The following is a 16,295-nucleotide window of genomic DNA, read 5'->3' on the forward strand; positions in this document are numbered from 1 at the left end:
GGAGGATTTACCTTCCGGGCGGCGATTCCCTGAACGTGAACCTCGCCCGGATCAACGAGGAGTTTCCCGCACCCTCATACCGGGGGAACCAGCAGGCAGCCCTCGGCGAGATCCGCGAGGCGTTCGCGGCGGGCAACGATGTCGTGCTGGTGCGCGCCCCCACGGGTTCGGGGAAGTCGCTACTCGCGCGCGCCATCGCGGGGTGTGCGCGCCAGGCCGACGAGGCCGCACCCGCCGAACCGGTCGGCGCGTACTACACCACCCCGCAGGTCTCACAGCTCGACGACGTGGCGGCCGATCCCCTCCTCTCGGATCTCCAAGTCATCCGGGGCAAGCGCAACTACACGTGCCTGGTCGCCGGCGAAACCGATACTCCTGTGGACCGCGCGCCGTGTGCACGCGAGACGGGCTTCGACTGCTCGATCAAGCATCGCTGCCCCTATTTTTCAGACCGCACGATCGCCTCGAACCGACAGGTCGCGGCGATGACGCTCGCGTACTTCATGCAGACCGCCGGCTCGGACGCGTTCGGCCAGCGCGACGTGGCCGTGATCGACGAGGCCCACGGGCTCGCCGAATGGGCCGAGATGTACGCCACTATCGACCTCCGGCCCGACACGGTGCCGGTGTGGGACGAGCTTTCGATCCCCGACATCGACGGTGCCGAGGCCGCAGCCCGATTCGCCGAGCGGCTCTCGGGAGTGTGTGGCCACCGGAAAGACACGCTCGTCGGGGCCGACGAGCTCACCATCGCGGAAGTCACCGAACGCGACCGACTGCAAGAACTCATCTCGAACCTCGACTGGTTCGTCTCGGATTATCGGGACCCAGGGAGCGCGAGCACGTGGATCGCTGACCAAACGGATGGCGAGGGTGGGCCGATGACGATCAAACCCCTCAATCCCGAACGCTATCTCCAGCACACGGTCTGGGATCGAGCCAACAACTTCGCGCTGCTGTCGGCGACCATCCTCGACAAGGAAGGGTTCTGTCGTGGCGTGGGACTCGATCCGGACGACGCGGCGCTGGTCGACGTCTCGCACACGTTTCCCGTGGAGAATCGGCCGCTGTACGACGTGACCCAGGGAAAGATGACCTACGAGCACCGCGACGAAACCCTCCCGAAGATCGCGCGACTCGTCGTCCGGCTCATGACCCGCCACGCCGACGAGAAGGGGATCGTCCACGCTCACTCCTACGCCATCGCGGAGCGCCTCGTGGATCGATTGCGCGAGTTCGGGGTCGGTGAGCGGATCCGGACGCATGACCGCGAGAACCGGGACGCCCAGTTGGAGACGTGGCTCGCGACGGACGACCCCGAACTGTTCGTCTCGGTGAAAATGGAGGAGGCGCTCGACCTGGAGGGCGATCGCGCGCGGTGGCAGATGCTCTGCAAAGCCCCCTACCCGAACACTCGCGACTCGCGGGTCGCGCGGCGGCTGGAGGAGGGCCAGTGGGACTGGTACTACCGAACGGCGCTCAAGACCGTGATTCAGGCGTGCGGCCGGGTCGTGCGCGCGCCCGACGATCACGGCGCGACGTATCTGGCGGACGCGAGCCTGCTCGACCTGTTCGACCGGGCGCGCAGCGCGATGCCCGACTGGTTCGCCGCTCAGGTCGATCGGCTGAGCCGTCCGGAGCTGCCGGCGTTCGACCCCGGTGCGGGCAACGGTGGCAGGGACGGTACCACCGCCACGAACCGGCAAACACGAAGCTCACGGACCGATCCCGACGACCACCCGCTCGCTGACGTCTGGGGATCGGACTGAGGAACGAAATCGAGCGAAGCGCCCGAGGAATCAGTACGGGAGGAGCGAGAAGTTCTCCGGAACGGCGAAACCGAGCACGAGAAAGAGCGTGCCGGCGACCGCCGCACACATGAACGCGTAGGGGATCTGTGTCCGGACGTGCACCATGTGATCCGCGCCGCTGGTCGAGGACGAAAGCACCGTGGTGTCGGAGATCGGCGAACAGTGATCGCCGAAGATACCCCCTGAGAGCACCGCGCCGAGCACCAGCGGGAGGTTCGCCCCGGTCGTGAACGCCACCGGGATCGCGATGGGGAACATGATGCCGTAGGTCGCCCACGAGCTCCCGTCGGAGAAACTGACGAACCCCGTCGTGAGAAAGACGAGTAGCGGGATCAGGCCCACGGGGACGCCGCGGAACCAGTCGGTGACGAACCCTGATATCCCGAGAGTCGTGACGGTGTTCTGGATCGTGATGGCGAGCGTGAGGATCGTGGCCGCGAGGAAGATGCCCTTGAACCCGTTGAGCATCGCGTCGGTCGCGTCGTCGTTCGAGGGGATGTCGCCGCGCGCCCGGAACAGGAGGAAGCCGACGACCAATCCCGTGAGCGCGGCGAGACCGAGCCGGATCTCGCCGATGTTGAACGACCACGGCCCGCCCGCGGGAACGATCAGGTCGTAGCCGAGCACCGAGAGGGCCGTCGACATCTGTGGAGCGTTCACGACGGGCGAAGCGCGCCAGAACATCGCCATCAGTCCAACGCCGACGATGACCGCGACCGGGATCGCAAAGTTACGCCAGTCGGGGGTCGCGCCCTCGTACATCGCGTAGTTCGACATCTCGTCGGAGACGAGAGGGTCGTCGTCGGGTCCTACCACGCCACCGCCGTTGCGGGCGCGTTCCTCCTCGCGTCCCATCCCGAAGACGTTCGGAATGACCTGCCACGCGACCAGCGCCGCGATGACGAGCGCGGTCCACGAGTAAAAGGCAAAGCCGATGCTGTTGAAAAACAGCGGCCAGATCGCGTCGGTGGCCGCCTGGAGACCGTCACCTGACTGGGTAACGTAGTTCGACATCCCCGACGGGAGGACGTCCTGTTGGGCCGCGGCGGTGATCCCAGCCCCGATGAACCCCACCAGCGCGACGCCCCACGTCGAGTAGAAGGCGAGGCGGGCGGCCGGACTGCCCGCGCTGTCGACGTAGTACGCGAGTTTCGCGCGCGAGACGTTGTACTCGTCAGTGAGGGGGCGCATCATCGAGCCGACCACTAAACAGTTGAAGTAGTCGTCGATGTGGATGATGATCCCCGCGAGAAACGAGGCTTTCTCGGCGTCGGCGGGCGAGTCGACCCGACTGGCGAGCGCCTCCAAGACGCCACGGATCGCGCCAGAACGGATCATCAGCCCCATCAATCCACCGATCGCAAAGAGCGCGAGTAGCACGTTTTTGACGTACCACGGGTCGGCGAACAGCGCCGACGTGGCGATCAGTTCGGGGATCACCGTGGGCCCGAGCACCCCTCCGAGGACGGTGCCGGGAAGCTCCCCGACGAGACCGTCCGGAACCCCGACGAGGCCGGGGCGGAAGGCACCGTAGACGACGGCCCCGCCGGCGATGCCGACGAACAGGCCGATGAGCGCGTCGCGAGTGTACCACGCGAGCGCGATGGCGAGCAGCGCCGGCAGCAACGACCACGGGCCCGCGGCAATACTTTCGAGCGGCATGACAGTCACGATCGGAGGCGGGGCTAAAAAAGTACCCAAGACGCCGGCGATCGCGGTCCCGTCGGGCGTCTGTCGTCCTCAGAGGAAGCTCCCGATCACGGACACGAACGTGGAAGAGATCATCAACACCACGAGGAGCAGCGCGAACCACTGCTGGCGAGTCATACCGTGTCGTTGTGAACCGAGGAATTAGTCGGTTTCGCTGGCGTCGGCGTCGGGCAGGACGTGGAGGCCGGCGCGGCTCTTGAGGACCGATACCGTGTCGGCGTCGGGATCGAGATAGTCGGGCCGCGGGATCGTCTTCGCTGCGTAGGTCTCGGGATCGAGCACCTGAACGGCGTGATCGTCCTCGATCGCGACCAGAGTGGTTTCTTCGGCATCGCCACGGTCCCCGAGCCGGCGGGCGTCGGGGGCCTCGCCGTCCTCGAACGCCGCCTCGTAGGGCTCGCCGGTGGTGACGTGGACGCCCTTCAGGTTCCCCCGGACGCTCCGGACGAGCAGCGGATCGTCGGCGTCGGGATCGATGACGTCGCCCGGCGTGAACTCGGGGAGGTGGACGGCGTAGGTCACACGGTACACCTCGTCGCCGTCCTCGTCTTCCGTCACGAGCGTCGCGGACTCGTCGACCACGCCGCCGAGCTGGCGGACGATCCGATCGGCGACCGCGCGGCCGATCTGGGTGGTCGAGAGTTTGGCGTCCACGCCGTCAGCGGTTTCGTCGAGCTCGGTCACGAACGCGTCGCGGTCGCCGTCGGCCTCGCGTTCGTCGACGTACTCGGTGATGATGGCGATCGAGCGCTCGGTCTCGTGGTCGGTCGGGGTGCGTCCGCGGGCGCGGACCTGGACCGTGCTCGCGTAGTACTCGCCCGCGATCCGGCCACACCGGGTGCAGGTGCCCCGCGAGATTTTGACCGGGATCGTGAGTTCGGTCCGGATCGGGCGGTCGTGGACGCTTGCCGAGAGGAGACAATGCATTCGGACGGTGGTCTCGTCGACCTGTTCGGGCTCGACTCGCCACTCGAACTCCTCGGCGTCGACGTGGATCGTGAGGGCTTCGGCCACCTCGTCGATCGCGACCTCGGTGTAATCGCGTGCGTCGACGTCGACCCAGCGCTTGCCGCGCCGGATCGCCCCGCAGGTCGCACACACCAAGACCTCGATCCGATCGGGCGCGTCGACGAGATCGAAGTCCTCGAAGAAACAGTCCTCGCAGATGGGTGCGCGTCCGTCGGCCGCGGCGACCGTCGCCCCCGATTCGACGGGATCGCCACACCGCGGACAGAACTGACGCGATTCGCTCATTGAACGAGGAACGTCCCTCAGCGGGTTAAGCGGCGTGACTCCACCAGCCTCCGGGGGAATCGCTGGCACAGAGCGACGAAGATTTATGACCTGAACGCTTAGTAAGGGCCATATGGAATGGAAGACCGACTGGGGCCTCCAGGCGAGGATGGGCCTGACGATGCTGTTGCTGCTCGCGCTCTACGTCGTCTTCATCGGCGCGCTGGCAATCTACGGGGTTGGGCTGTTCTGGATCACCCTCGTGATGGGACTGTTCATGGTCGGACAGCTCTTTTTCAGCGACAAGCTCGCGCTGCGGAGCATGGGTGCCCACGAGGTGAGCGAGGAGGAGTACCCCGAACTCCACGCGATGATCGGGCGGCTCGCCCAGCAGGCAGACCTCCCGAAGCCCACGGTGGCGGTCGCGGACAGCCGCCAACCGAACGCCTTCGCGACCGGTCGCTCGCAGGACAACGCGACCGTTTGTGTCACACGCGGGATCATGGACACCCTGAACCAGGAGGAGTTGGAGGGAGTGCTCGCCCACGAGCTCACCCACGTCAAAAATCGCGACGTGATGGTGATGACGATCGCCACGTTCCTCTCGACGCTCGCGTTCATGATCGTGCGGTGGGGGTTCCTGTTCACCGGCGGCGACGACGAAGGCGGTGCGCCCGTCCTGGTCGCCGTCCTCGTCTCGCTCGTGGTCGGCATCGTCTCGTTCCTGCTCGTGCGCGTGCTCTCGCGCTACCGGGAGTACGCCGCCGACCGCGGCGGGGCGATCATCACCGGCCGGCCATCCGCGCTCGCGAGCGCGCTCGTCAAGATCGACGGCCGGATGGATCGCGTTCCCGACGACGACCTGCGCGAGCAGGCCGACATGAACGCGTTCTTCATCATCCCGATCAAGAGCGGCGCGATCGGGAAGCTGCTCTCGACGCACCCCTCGACCGAACAGCGCGTCGAGCGGCTGAAAGACATGCAGAGCGAGCTCGAAACGGCCTGAATCCACGTTACGGTACCCGAAGTCGAACTGCTGGAGAGTTCCGGGGAGGGTGCAGGCACGCGGGGCTGGCATCGGGACCGCACTGATGCCGACACAAATGAGAACCGCAGGCCACACGCCTCCCCAGCCGACTCCTTCAGTCGCTCACTCCGTTCGCTTCCTCAGTCATCCCTCGCACGAGAGTTGCGCGCCGACAAGCGGCGCGCAGCCACGCGCCAACCGCACTACAACTGCCTTTTAACTACACCACAACCGCACAAGCCGTTCGCTACGCGCGCTTCCACGGGAGGCGGTGAAAAGTCGAGCCGGATCGCTCCGGGTTTTTATTCCCGGCGCTATAACCCTCGACATGGGTATCTTCGACGGACTTCGGTCGGCGCTCGGGATGAGTGCGGAGGCGGACGCGACCCGCGAGGCCGACCCCGAGGACCTCTTCGGAATGAGCACCGCCTACCTCACGATGGAGGCCGACTTGGGCTTCCCACCCGCCGGGGTGGCGGCGCTCTGCTTTTCGGGCGTCGACAGCACCGACTTCGCGGACGCGGTGGAGGAAGTCGAGACGATCCTCGAAGCGGGCGAGGTCGAGACCGGGACCGAAGCCCGCTTCGTCGACGACTCGCACGGCTACGAGTGGGTCGTCCTCGCGGACCGGGATTTCGAGGACCTCGTGACCAGCGTTCACTTCGCCGCCGACACGCTGATCGAGCGGGGCTACGGTTCGCGGCTGCTCGCCGCGCTGTTCGGCTTCGAGAACGAGGGCAGCCCGATCTACTGGGTGTACTCCTTCCGACGAGGCGCGTACTACCCCTTCGCGCCGCAGTCGAGCAGCGAACGCGATTCAACTGTTGAGTTCAAGCTCGAGTCGGTGCTCGACGGTGAACTCGACATCGAGTCGGACAAAGATTACTGGTACGCGCTCTGGCCCGACAGCGGACGGCACCCGTGGGAGTAGCCACACAGTCTCTTCGTATCCTCAACGTTAAGAGTTAGCTGGTGCTAAATCGGACATGGACAGCGGAGGCGATCGATGGCCGAGTTCGTAGCCGTCGTCACAACCGCGTTCGCCCTCCAACTCCTCGCGCTGCCCGGCGAGAAGGGCCAAATCATCATCGGGGGGTTGGCGACGCGGTACGATCCGTACACGGTGGTCGCGGGCGCGAGCACGGCGTTCGCCGGCTGGACGGTGCTCGAGATCCTGCTCGGCAACGCTTTGCGGGGCGCGTTTCCCGAAGTGTACCTCGACGTCGTCACGGCCGGACTGTTCGTGGCGTTCGCGGTGATCCTGCTCTACGCGGACTGGCGCGATTCGAACGACAGTCCGCGATCGCTCCCCGACGGCGGTGAGGTGCTTCGGGGGCTCCCGCTCGATACCGAGCGGTTCGGCGGGTTCGTACCGGCGTTCTCGCTGCTCGCGCTTGGCGAGTTCGGCGACAAGACCCAGCTCGTCACGATCGGGCTCGCGGCCCAGTACGGCGTCCACGCCGGCATTTGGGTCGGCGAGATGCTCGCGATCATCCCGGTGAGCCTCCTCACCGCGTTGTCGGTCGACCGACTCGCGACCCGGTTCGATACGGCGTGGTTCCACCGACTCTCGGCGATCGTCTTCCTCCTGTTCGCGGCCGACATCGCGGCGTCGTACCTCCTCGGCTGGTCGTTCCTGCCGATCTGATCCGCCACCAGCACGTTGCGTCGATCCCCTTCCCCTCATCCACTACCTTCACCTCCCGGATTTCACTTCCACCAAGCTGTTAACGAGGCTTTATCAGGGGAGCCGCACAACCCGGAGGTATGGCAGCAACCGAGGACCTAGAGAGCCTGCCCGGCGTCGGGCCGGCGACGGCTGACAAGCTCATGGAGTCGGGGTTCGATTCGTACCAGGGGATCGCGGTCGCGAGCCCCGGTGAGCTCTCGAACACCGCGGACATCGGCGAAAGCACCGCGGCGGACATCATCAACGCCGCGCGCGACGCCGCCGATATCGGTGGGTTCGAAACGGGTGCGAACGTCCTCGAACGTCGCAACGAGATCGGGAAACTCACCTGGCAGGTCGACGAGGTCGACGAGCTCCTTGGAGGAGGGGTCGAAACCCAATCGATCACCGAGGTGTACGGCGAGTTCGGCGCGGGCAAGTCTCAGGTCACCCACCAGCTTTCGGTCAACGTCCAGCTCCCCAACGAGTACGGCGGCCTCGAAGGCAGCGCCATCTTCATCGACTCCGAGGACACGTTCCGCCCCGAGCGGATCGCCCAGATGGTGCGTGGGCTCCCCGACGAGGCGATCGCCGCCGCGATGGAGGTCCGCGAGATCGAGGGCAGCCCCGACAGCGAGGAGGCGATGGACGAGTTCATCGAGAGCATCCTCGACAACATCCACGTCGCGAAGGCGTTCAACTCCAACCACCAGATTCTCCTCGCTCAGAAGGCCCAGGAGATCGCCGCCGAGCACGAGGAGTCAGAGTGGCCCGTTCGACTCGTCTGTATCGACTCGCTGACGGCACATTTCCGCGCGGAGTACGTCGGTCGTGGCGAACTCGCCCAGCGCCAGCAGAAGCTCAACAAACACCTCCACGACATCGACAAAGTCGGCAACCTCTACAACGCCGCCACCGTCGTCACGAATCAGGTCGCCTCGAACCCCGACTCCTATTTCGGCGACCCGACCCAACCCATCGGCGGCAACATTCTCGGCCACAAATCGACGTTCCGGATGTACCTCCGGAAATCGAAGGGCACCAAGAGAATCGTCCGGCTGGTCGACGCCCCCAACCTCCCCGACGGCGAGGCCGTGATGCGCGTCGAGGAAGAGGGACTGAAGCCCGAATAACACGAACCTTTTTACTTCGGGGGTTCGCGCTCGCTCCGCTCGCGCTCAACCCCTCGCAAAAACGTTCATGAAAAACACCCGCTCACTCGGCCTCCGGCCTCGTTCGCGGTGAACCGCGCTCGCTGCGCTCGCGCGGATACAATCGCTTTCTACAAACCACACAGCACCGCCCGAGCCCTCGGCCCTACGGGCCTCGCCCTCGATCCACCGAGGACCGCACCGCACCGCTCCGCGACCGCACCGCTCCGCGACCGCACGGCATCGCCAAAGCCCTCGACTGTTCGCTCCGCTCGTCAGGACGCCAGGCCCGCAACCGTACCGCCACCGCAGCCGCAGCAAAAGCCGCTATTCGGTCGTCGTCTTCTCGATCGAGGTCTTCTCGCCCTGATAGATCGCTGCGCCGTCCTGGGCCACCATCTCGATCAAGACGGCGCATTTCACCCGCATCGGGCTGATGTCCACTCCAAGGAGGTCGATGACGTCGTCGCGATCGAGCTCGTCGAGCTCGTCGAGGGTCATCCCCTGGAGTTCGTCGGTCAGCATGCTCGCGCTCGCCTGGCTGATCGCACAGCCCTCGCCCGAAAAGGCGGCGTACTCGATCGTCTCACCGTCGTCGGCGAGGTTGACGTCGACTTTGATCTCGTCGCCACACATCGGGTTCTCGCCGACGTGGCTGAAGGTGGGATCGTCGAGATCGCCGTAGTTGCGCGGGTTCTTGTAGTGATCCAGGATCTGCTGGCGATACATGTCCGAACCCATGCTCATAGTGAATCGAGATACGCGCGTGCAACCCAAAAGGATTCCGGGCGGGCTCGAATCGCCGCGTTGGACGAGGACGCGCTCGGGCAGCACCGCGCGATCTACGCCAGGCGCGCGACCAGACGCTCCCGGAGCACGAGCAGCGCGGGCAGCACCGTCACGCACGCCACGAACGCATAAACGATACTCAGCCCGGTCACGATGCCGAAGCGCTGGAGCGGTGGCGACAGCGCCAGCGCGAGCACACCGAACCCGGCCCCGGTCGTCACAGCACTACCGAACAACGCCCCGCCAGTCCCCGTAAGCGCCGCCGACAGCGAATCCCCGAGCGAGTCGTGACGGCTCCGTTCGTCGACGAATCGCTCGCCGAGATGGATGCTGTAATCCACTCCGAGCCCGATCGCGAGACTCGTGACGACGGCGGTTTCACTGTTGAAGGGCAGACCGAGCGCCGCCATCGTGCCGAGCAGCCACGCGAGCGCGACGACGACAGGGGCAAGCGTCACGACGCCCAGCCCCGGCGCACGATACCGCCACCAGTACAGCCCGACGAGAAGCGTGAGAATGACGCCGAGCGTGATGGCGAACCCCTCGACGAGCGTTTGTAATAGCGCGGTCTGGACGACCCCGGTGATGACCGGCCCGCCCGTCGCGATGGCCCGCACCGGCGCGTTCGCCTCGATCGACGAGGCGACGCCGCGAACGTCGCCGGCAACCGACTGGGACGAGGCGTTGCCCTGAACGCCGACGGTGAGGCGAGCAGACGCATACGAACCGTTTTCGGCACGGTAGAGCACCGACGACGCCCGGTCGGGAGCGGCATCGAACAGCCGATCGTAGACCGCCGAAACGTCCTCGTCCGGGAGTCCGTCGCCGTTCGTGTCGCGTGCCTCGATCGCGCCGGCGACCGTCTCGTTCTCGGCGGCGACGGTTCGGAGCACGGAGGCCGGGCTCTCGATTGCAGCCCGTCCGTCGGGATCGACGACGATCGTGCCGCCGTCGGTCGTCCGCGTCACGTTTTCGGTCGCGGTGAGGAGCGCCGGCGCTGTCACATCGCCTCGTATCAGTACCTGTCCCGCCGATCCCTGGCCGCGCTGCTGGAAGTTCTCACTCAAATAGTTGAGGTTCTGGCTCACGTCGTAGTCGCCGGGCGCGAACGGGCCCGGCAACGAGTCCATCCACGCCGGGGCGTCCTGGGGCAGGAAGTCTGCCTGGTTGAACTCCGTGTCGATGGTCGTCGCGCCGTACGCGCCGCCGGCGGCGAGCACCAGCGCGACGGCGATGACGACGGCCGGGGCCCGCCGTGCGAGCGCGGCGCTCCCGGCGAGAGCCCGGTTCGTGAATCCGGTGCCGACGCCGAAGGCACTCTTCTCGCGGTCGCGGCCGCGCCGATCGAAGAACCGTTCGAGTTCGACTTTGACCGCTGGCACGAGCGCCGCGAAGACGACGAAGATGGCGACGATGCCGAACCCGCTCAGGATGGCGAAGTCCTGGATCGAGCCCAGCGGGCTGACGTAGTTCGAGAGGAAGCCGACGGCCGTCGAGAACGCCGCGGTGGCCAGCGCGAGCACGACGCCACCGATCCCGAGGCGCATCGCGGTCGTGGGATCTCGCCGCTCCGCACCACCGTCGTCGGTGTCGAGCACTCCCTCTCGCGCCTCGCGGTAGCGCATGATGACGTGGAGCGAGTAGTCGATGCTCAGCCCGATGAGCAGGAAGGGGACGGCGATCAGGATGGAGTTCATCGCGATGCCGAGCCAGCCCTGGATGCCGACGTACCAGACCAGCACGACGGCGACACCGAAGAGGCTCACGAGGACGTCGACGACGTCGCGGTAGGCGATCGTGAGAACGGTTAGTAAGAGCACGAGCGCGACGGGCGTGATGATCGTGAACGTGTCGCCGATGGCCTGTGAGGTCTCCGCGTCGATGATCCCCGGCCCGAAGACGAACGCGTCCGAAAAGCGCGCCTCGGCCCGTGACTCGATCGCCACCTGCGCGTCGTAGACCGCCGCCTCGGTCGTTCCCGACGCTTCCGGATTCTGCTGGAAGACGAGCGTGCTCCGCGCGTCGGCTTGGGTCGTTCCCGGCTCGTAGTCCGTGGGCAGGAACTGGGTGGGATCGCCACCCGGAGTGGTCGCCTCGGGGTCGAGAAGCCGACTGAGCAGCGCTTCGACCTGTTCGTCCGAGCGAGATTCGAGCGCCGCGATCTGCTGGTCGAGCGTCGGAGCCGGTGGCTGGCCGGTCGCTCCCGCCGCCGACGCGTTGGTGGCGTTGCTCGCGCCAGAACCCGCGTTGGCACTGGACGCGTTGGCGCGCTCGCTGGCGTCCTGGGCGTACGCGGCGGTCGCGACGGCGTTCTCGATCCCGATCACTCCGGTTCCGTTCTGGAGCGTTGCGTTGATCGACGCGTTCGTGCGGAGGTTCTGCTGGAGACGGAGACTTTCGAGCAGCGATTCGCGAGTGAGGACGTCGCCACCCTCGTCCCTGACGACGATCTGTGCGACCACCGCCTCGTCCGTATCGTACGTCGCGTCGATTCGATCGAGTGCGGCCTGCTCCGGTGAGTCGATCGCGGCCTGGCCGATCGATCCCTGGCCGGTCGTGCCGACGATCGCCCCCGCACCGACGACGGCGGTGAGGACGAGCAAGAGCGCGATCACCAGCTTGCTCCGGGAGGCGAGCACGTCCGCGTATCGAGACGACAGTCCCGACTTCATCGGTCCCCGACACCGTCGAACGCTGTGGCGACACTGGAGGCGAAGCGACTAACGGACGGCGGAGGACCGTTCATACAACGCTCTCCGGGAGAAGCCGATAAAGACCAATGGGAAGTTCCCAGAACGTGGGACAACCACGGTTCGGTTCGGAACGGCCCGACGGCGCTGACGGCGGGTGTCGGGAGTCTCCCGAGGACTACCCGTCGTACAGTCCAACGATCATGACGCCGAACCCGGCACAGACGATCACGCTTTCGAGGAGCATTCCCATCGTAGTCGGGACGCCGAGGAAGTGATGGAAGACACCGACCAGAACCGTGCCGAGGGTGATGACGAGCAGTCCCACCGAGAAGTACTGGAGCCCCGCGATCCGTGTCCGCCTATAGGCTCTGTACGCCAACACGGAGACGACGCCACCGAGGACGAGCGCGGCGAGTTTGACGACGACGACCAGAGCGACGAGCGGTTCCATCACGACTCCTCTTTCATCGCCGACCAGAACGACGCCAGGCGGTCCTCCGCGTCCCGCTCCGGCCGGTCGATCGACACCGTGAACTCGTCGTCGGTGATACCGATCGAGACGTCGGTGAAATCGCGCTCGTAGCGCGTGACGTTCGGCCCGTCGGATCGAACGTCCGTGTACTCCCGGACGAGCGCGGCGTCGCGGAGCAGTTCGAGCTTTCGGTACACCGTCGAACTAGAGAGATCACACGCCTCACGGAGCTCGCTCGCGGATTTCGGGCTATCCAGCACTCTGAGGATCGCCCGGCAGTTGCTGTCGTCGAGCGATCGCAGCACCGTTTCGAGATCGGGACCGTCCGGCCCGTCCGTCGACCAGTGAGCCGTTTCGGTGGCTGTGTCGGTCGACTCGGCGGGATCGGTCGGATCGGCGTGCGAGGGGATGAGCGGCAAGCGATTCGAGCCGACGTGTCGATCGGTCATGTCAGACAGCGTCGACTGCGTCGGCCGTTCGGCGAGCAGCGAGAGTCATGTCCTCTGGTGCTGATGATTTCCTCCGGGCCGGTATAGGCGTCCCGGTCGTTCCCAACTTCTCGGAACAGGTCGACTGCAACCATCTGTGATCGCTGGTCGTTCACGATCGTCGATCCCAGCGGCAGATGCGTCGGTGCCGGGATCGCGTTCGACGCCCGTCCGACCCGAGCGCGGACGGCAATCGTCTGAATGATCCATGACAGCCTACGCGAACAGCTGTCTGGCGTCGTCGATGGCCTCGATGAGAGTGTCGACCTCGTCTTCCGTGTTGTAGAGATAGAACGAGGCCCGGGCGGAGGCCGCCGTGCCGAGCACGTCGTGGAGCGGCTGGGTGCAGTGATCGCCGGGCCGGATCGCGACGCCGTGGTCGTTCATGATGCTCGCGAGGTCGTGGGCGTGGACGCCATCGAGATTGAAGGAGACGAGGCCCGCTCGCTCGCCCGCCGGCGGGCCGTAGATCTCGATGTCGTCGAACTCGTTCAACCGCTCCACCGCGTAATCGGCGAGATCGCGCTCGTGGCGATCGATCCGATCGAGACCGATCTCGTCCAGATAATCGGCGGCCTCGGCGAGCGCGATCCCCTCTGCGATCAGCGGCGTGCCGGCCTCGTACTTCCACGGCAGGTCGGCCCACGTCGTCCCCTCGAACTCGACCTTCCGGACCATCCCGCCGCCGTACATGAACGGCTCCATCGCTTCGAGGATCGCTTTCTTGCCGTAGAGCCCGCCGATCCCCGTCGGTCCACACATCTTGTGGCCGGAGAAGGCGTAGAAGTCGACGTCGAGCGCCTCGACATCGACGGACTGGTGTGGGACTGCCTGGGCACCGTCGGCGAAAATGTAGCTATCGTGCTCGTGGGCGAGATCGGCGAGGTCGCCGATCGGGTTGATGGTGCCGAGGGTGTTCGAGACGTGGGTGACCGAGACCATCTCGGTGTCGGGACCGATGACTTCGCGGGCGTGGTCCATGTCGAGCCGGCCCTCGTCGTCGATTTCGATATACTGCACGTCCGCGCCGGTGCGTTTGGCGATCTGCTGCCACGTCACGAGCGAGGAGTGGTGTTCCATCTCGGAGAGGACGACTTCGTCGCCCTCTCCGAGCTCGTTCAGGCCCCACGCGTACGCTACGAGGTTCAGGCCTTCAGTGGTGTTCTTCGTGAAGATCATCTCCTCGCGACCGCCCGAGGCCCCGACGAACTCGGCGAGGCGGTCGTGGGCCTCTTCGTACGCGATCGAGGCCTCCTGGCTCAGATGGTGGATCCCCCGGTGGACGTTCGCGTTGGTCCCCCGGTAGTAGTCGCTCATCGCGTCGACCACGCGATCGGGCGTCTGGCTCGTGGCGGCGTTGTCGAGGTACGCGAGGTGCTGGCCGTCGCCGACCTCGCGTTCGAGGATCGGGAACTCGTCCCGGATCCGGCCGACATCCAGCGGTTCGGCGGTCTGACTGCTCATTGACGCTGCGTACGGTCCGGAGGGGGAACATTCCTTCGGTCAGCACGTGTTCGTGGCCGGCTCAGGCGACGCGGCGCGACATCACCAGCAGTCCGAGCACGAGCAGCGCAAGCCCCCAGTACAGCGAATCGCCGGGCACCCAGACCAACAGTAGCGTGACGATACCGGAGGTGAACAGCGACCAACCGATGGTCGTGGAGTAGCTCATGGGGCAACACCGGACGCGAACGGGTAAAGCTCCCCGTCGGCATCTGCAAGCCCCGGCTTTTGTGCGGCACGGACGACCGAAACCACCCGACAAGCCGCCTGGTGATATGCTCGGCCGGAACGGTTTTACTCGCCGCGGGCGGAACGGTGGCCATGCAGACCTGGGTTGCGCTCGTCGAAGTCGTCGACGGTGAGTTTCAGGACCTCCAAGAACTCGCCTCGCTCTGGGGCGACATCAACATCGAGCTGGAGGAGGTCGACGCCGAACTCCAGGAGACCTACGCGCTGCTCGGGCGGTACGATTTCCTCGTGGTGTTCGAGGCCCCCGACCGCGAGTCGGTGTTCGAGGTCTCGCTGGCCGCCGAGCGCCACGGCCTCGATATGGATTCGATGGAAGGCGTCCCGATCGAGGATTTCGGCGGGCTCGTCGGCGAGTAGGCCGCGTTCACTCCAAGCGCAGCAGTTGTGCGTGGCGGGTATCCCCGAGATCGAGCACGCTTTCCTCGTCGACGAACCCATGCTCGACCGCGAGCGCTACGGCGTCACACCCGACGATGTTCGCCACCCGCGCGCCCGCGAGACTCGCCACCACGTCTTCCTCGTCGGCTGGCTCGCCGTCGTAGAACTCCTCGCTCACCTCGAAGTCGAGATCGCCGTTTTCGAAGGTCTCGCCGAGGACTTCGGGGTCACAGACCGAAACCAGCCGTCCTTCCGGCGTCTCACGCTCGTTGACGATCACGGACGAGCTCCTCCTCGGCCTCCTCACGGAGTTCGCGCGCCTCCGCGGCGAGCTCCTCGGCTTTCTCGTCCTCGCCGGTTTCCTCCAGCGCGCGCGCTTTCTCCTCGATGACCTCGGCGTTCCGGAATCCCAGTCGGATGGCGTTGTCGAACGCGTCGAGCGCCTCGCTCGCGAGCCCGCGTTCGAGCAGGAAGAAGCCGCGATTGAACCACGCCTGGGGGAAGCGTGCATCGATCTCGACGGCGCGCTCGGCGTGTTCGAGGGCCTGCTCGGACCGGCCGGCCTCCCAGAGCGCGGAGGCGAGGTTGGTTTCGGCGCTCGCGGCGTGTTCGCTCCGGTCGTCGATCCGGAGTGCTTCCTGGTGCGCGCCGATCGCCTCGTCGTACTCTTCGAGTTCGGCGTGGGCCGCGCCCTTGTTGACCCACGCCTCCTGTTCGATCGACTCGTCGTCGGCGAATCGCGCCGCGCGTTCGAGGGTTTCAGTCGCCTGCTCGTACCGGTTGATCCGAAGGTAGTTCAGCCCCACGTCGACGAGTTCCTCGGCGTCCACGTCGTCGGTGCCGAGCTGGCGTTCGTCGAGCAAGTCGGCCACTGCGCGCGAGTCGACGGGATCGACCTCGCCCGGGTCGACCGAGAGCTCGGGCGGGTCGAGATCGAACCCTTCGGGCTCTCCGAACCCCTGGCCCGCGGAGAACTGGTGGTCGTCCGCGGTGTCGTCTGCGGGATCGGGGACAGGCTCGTCGGATGCGGGGCGGGGATCGTGGTCGTCGGCCGAATCACGGCTCGGTTCGGCGTCGGGAGTTCGTTCGGACTCGTCGTCGGTCATGGGTATCCATAAACGA

16 protein-coding genes are annotated in these 16,295 nt (G+C 66.0%); 6 read left to right on the forward strand and 10 right to left on the reverse strand.

The window, feature by feature from the left end; genetic code table 11:
• Positions 1–35 precede the first annotated feature (35 nt).
• Complete coding sequence (locus tag C450_RS02845) at positions 36–1,769, forward strand: ATP-dependent DNA helicase (protein WP_005039762.1); 1,734 nt, start codon at positions 36–38, stop codon at positions 1,767–1,769.
• A gap of 30 nt (positions 1,770–1,799) precedes the next feature.
• On the opposite strand, the gene C450_RS23145 is transcribed toward C450_RS02845, so the two are convergent.
• Positions 1,800–3,473: a Na+/H+ antiporter NhaC family protein gene (locus C450_RS23145; protein WP_005039764.1), complete on the reverse strand. Its 1,674-nt coding sequence runs from the start codon at positions 3,471–3,473 to the stop codon at positions 1,800–1,802.
• A 189-nt stretch (positions 3,474–3,662) separates the two neighbouring features.
• A complete protein-coding gene (locus tag C450_RS02855) occupies positions 3,663–4,775 on the reverse strand; it encodes a 60S ribosomal export protein NMD3 (RefSeq protein ID WP_005039767.1) in 1,113 nt (370 codons plus the stop codon).
• A gap of 112 nt (positions 4,776–4,887) precedes the next feature.
• Between C450_RS02855 and htpX the strand changes: the two genes are divergently transcribed.
• The 4 genes from htpX to radA all read left to right on the forward strand — a co-directional run bounded on the left by htpX (position 4,888) and on the right by radA (position 8,583).
• On the forward strand, positions 4,888–5,760 hold the full coding sequence (gene htpX, locus C450_RS02860; RefSeq protein ID WP_005039769.1) for a zinc metalloprotease HtpX: 873 nt from the start codon (positions 4,888–4,890) through the stop codon (positions 5,758–5,760).
• Positions 5,761–6,109: 349 nt separating this feature from the next.
• Positions 6,110–6,712, forward strand: a complete 603-nt coding sequence (pspAB, locus tag C450_RS02865) for a PspA-associated protein PspAB (protein WP_005039771.1) — start codon at positions 6,110–6,112, stop codon at positions 6,710–6,712.
• Positions 6,713–6,787: 75 nt separating this feature from the next.
• Positions 6,788–7,429, forward strand: coding sequence for a TMEM165/GDT1 family protein (locus C450_RS02870; protein ID WP_005039773.1), 642 nt, complete (start codon positions 6,788–6,790; stop codon positions 7,427–7,429).
• Positions 7,430–7,548: 119 nt separating this feature from the next.
• Complete coding sequence (gene radA / locus C450_RS02875; RefSeq protein WP_005039777.1) at positions 7,549–8,583, forward strand: DNA repair and recombination protein RadA; 1,035 nt, start codon at positions 7,549–7,551, stop codon at positions 8,581–8,583.
• A 345-nt stretch (positions 8,584–8,928) separates the two neighbouring features.
• On the opposite strand, the gene C450_RS02880 is transcribed toward radA, so the two are convergent.
• The 6 genes from C450_RS02880 to C450_RS22275 form a co-directional block, all read right to left on the reverse strand.
• Positions 8,929–9,348, reverse strand: a complete 420-nt coding sequence (locus C450_RS02880) for an iron-sulfur cluster assembly scaffold protein (protein ID WP_005039780.1) — start codon at positions 9,346–9,348, stop codon at positions 8,929–8,931.
• 95 nt (positions 9,349–9,443) lie between these two features.
• The gene (locus C450_RS02885) at positions 9,444–12,062 is read right to left on the reverse strand and encodes an efflux RND transporter permease subunit (protein WP_005039782.1); all 2,619 of its coding nucleotides are present in this window, start codon (positions 12,060–12,062) and stop codon (positions 9,444–9,446) included.
• A gap of 196 nt (positions 12,063–12,258) precedes the next feature.
• The gene (locus tag C450_RS02890) at positions 12,259–12,534 is read right to left on the reverse strand and encodes a DUF7521 family protein (RefSeq protein ID WP_005039784.1); all 276 of its coding nucleotides are present in this window, start codon (positions 12,532–12,534) and stop codon (positions 12,259–12,261) included.
• Positions 12,534–13,004 carry a winged helix-turn-helix domain-containing protein gene (locus C450_RS02895; RefSeq protein WP_005039786.1) on the reverse strand — a complete coding sequence of 157 codons (471 nt, stop codon included), beginning with the start codon at positions 13,002–13,004 and terminating at the stop codon, positions 12,534–12,536. The genes C450_RS02890 and C450_RS02895 overlap by 1 nt, the downstream gene beginning before the upstream one ends.
• A gap of 255 nt (positions 13,005–13,259) precedes the next feature.
• The gene (locus C450_RS02900; RefSeq protein WP_005039788.1) at positions 13,260–14,507 is read right to left on the reverse strand and encodes an aminotransferase class V-fold PLP-dependent enzyme; all 1,248 of its coding nucleotides are present in this window, start codon (positions 14,505–14,507) and stop codon (positions 13,260–13,262) included.
• A 61-nt stretch (positions 14,508–14,568) separates the two neighbouring features.
• Positions 14,569–14,715, reverse strand: coding sequence for a hypothetical protein (locus tag C450_RS22275; protein ID WP_005039790.1), 147 nt, complete (start codon positions 14,713–14,715; stop codon positions 14,569–14,571).
• Between the two features lie 152 nt (positions 14,716–14,867).
• Between C450_RS22275 and C450_RS02905 the strand changes: the two genes are divergently transcribed.
• Positions 14,868–15,152, forward strand: coding sequence for a GYD domain-containing protein (locus C450_RS02905; RefSeq protein WP_005039792.1), 285 nt, complete (start codon positions 14,868–14,870; stop codon positions 15,150–15,152).
• 7 nt (positions 15,153–15,159) lie between these two features.
• On the opposite strand, the gene C450_RS02910 is transcribed toward C450_RS02905, so the two are convergent.
• Together C450_RS02910 and C450_RS02915 are read right to left on the reverse strand one after the other, a co-directional pair.
• Complete coding sequence (locus C450_RS02910; RefSeq protein ID WP_005039794.1) at positions 15,160–15,453, reverse strand: DUF424 domain-containing protein; 294 nt, start codon at positions 15,451–15,453, stop codon at positions 15,160–15,162.
• Entirely contained in the window at positions 15,434–16,279 is an 846-nt protein-coding gene (locus C450_RS02915; RefSeq protein WP_005039795.1) for a tetratricopeptide repeat protein, read from the reverse strand. The genes C450_RS02910 and C450_RS02915 overlap by 20 nt, the downstream gene beginning before the upstream one ends.
• Positions 16,280–16,295 lie beyond the last annotated feature (16 nt).

This window comes from Halococcus salifodinae DSM 8989, assembly GCF_000336935.1.
Taxonomy (GTDB): Archaea; Halobacteriota; Halobacteria; order Halobacteriales; family Halococcaceae; genus Halococcus; species Halococcus salifodinae.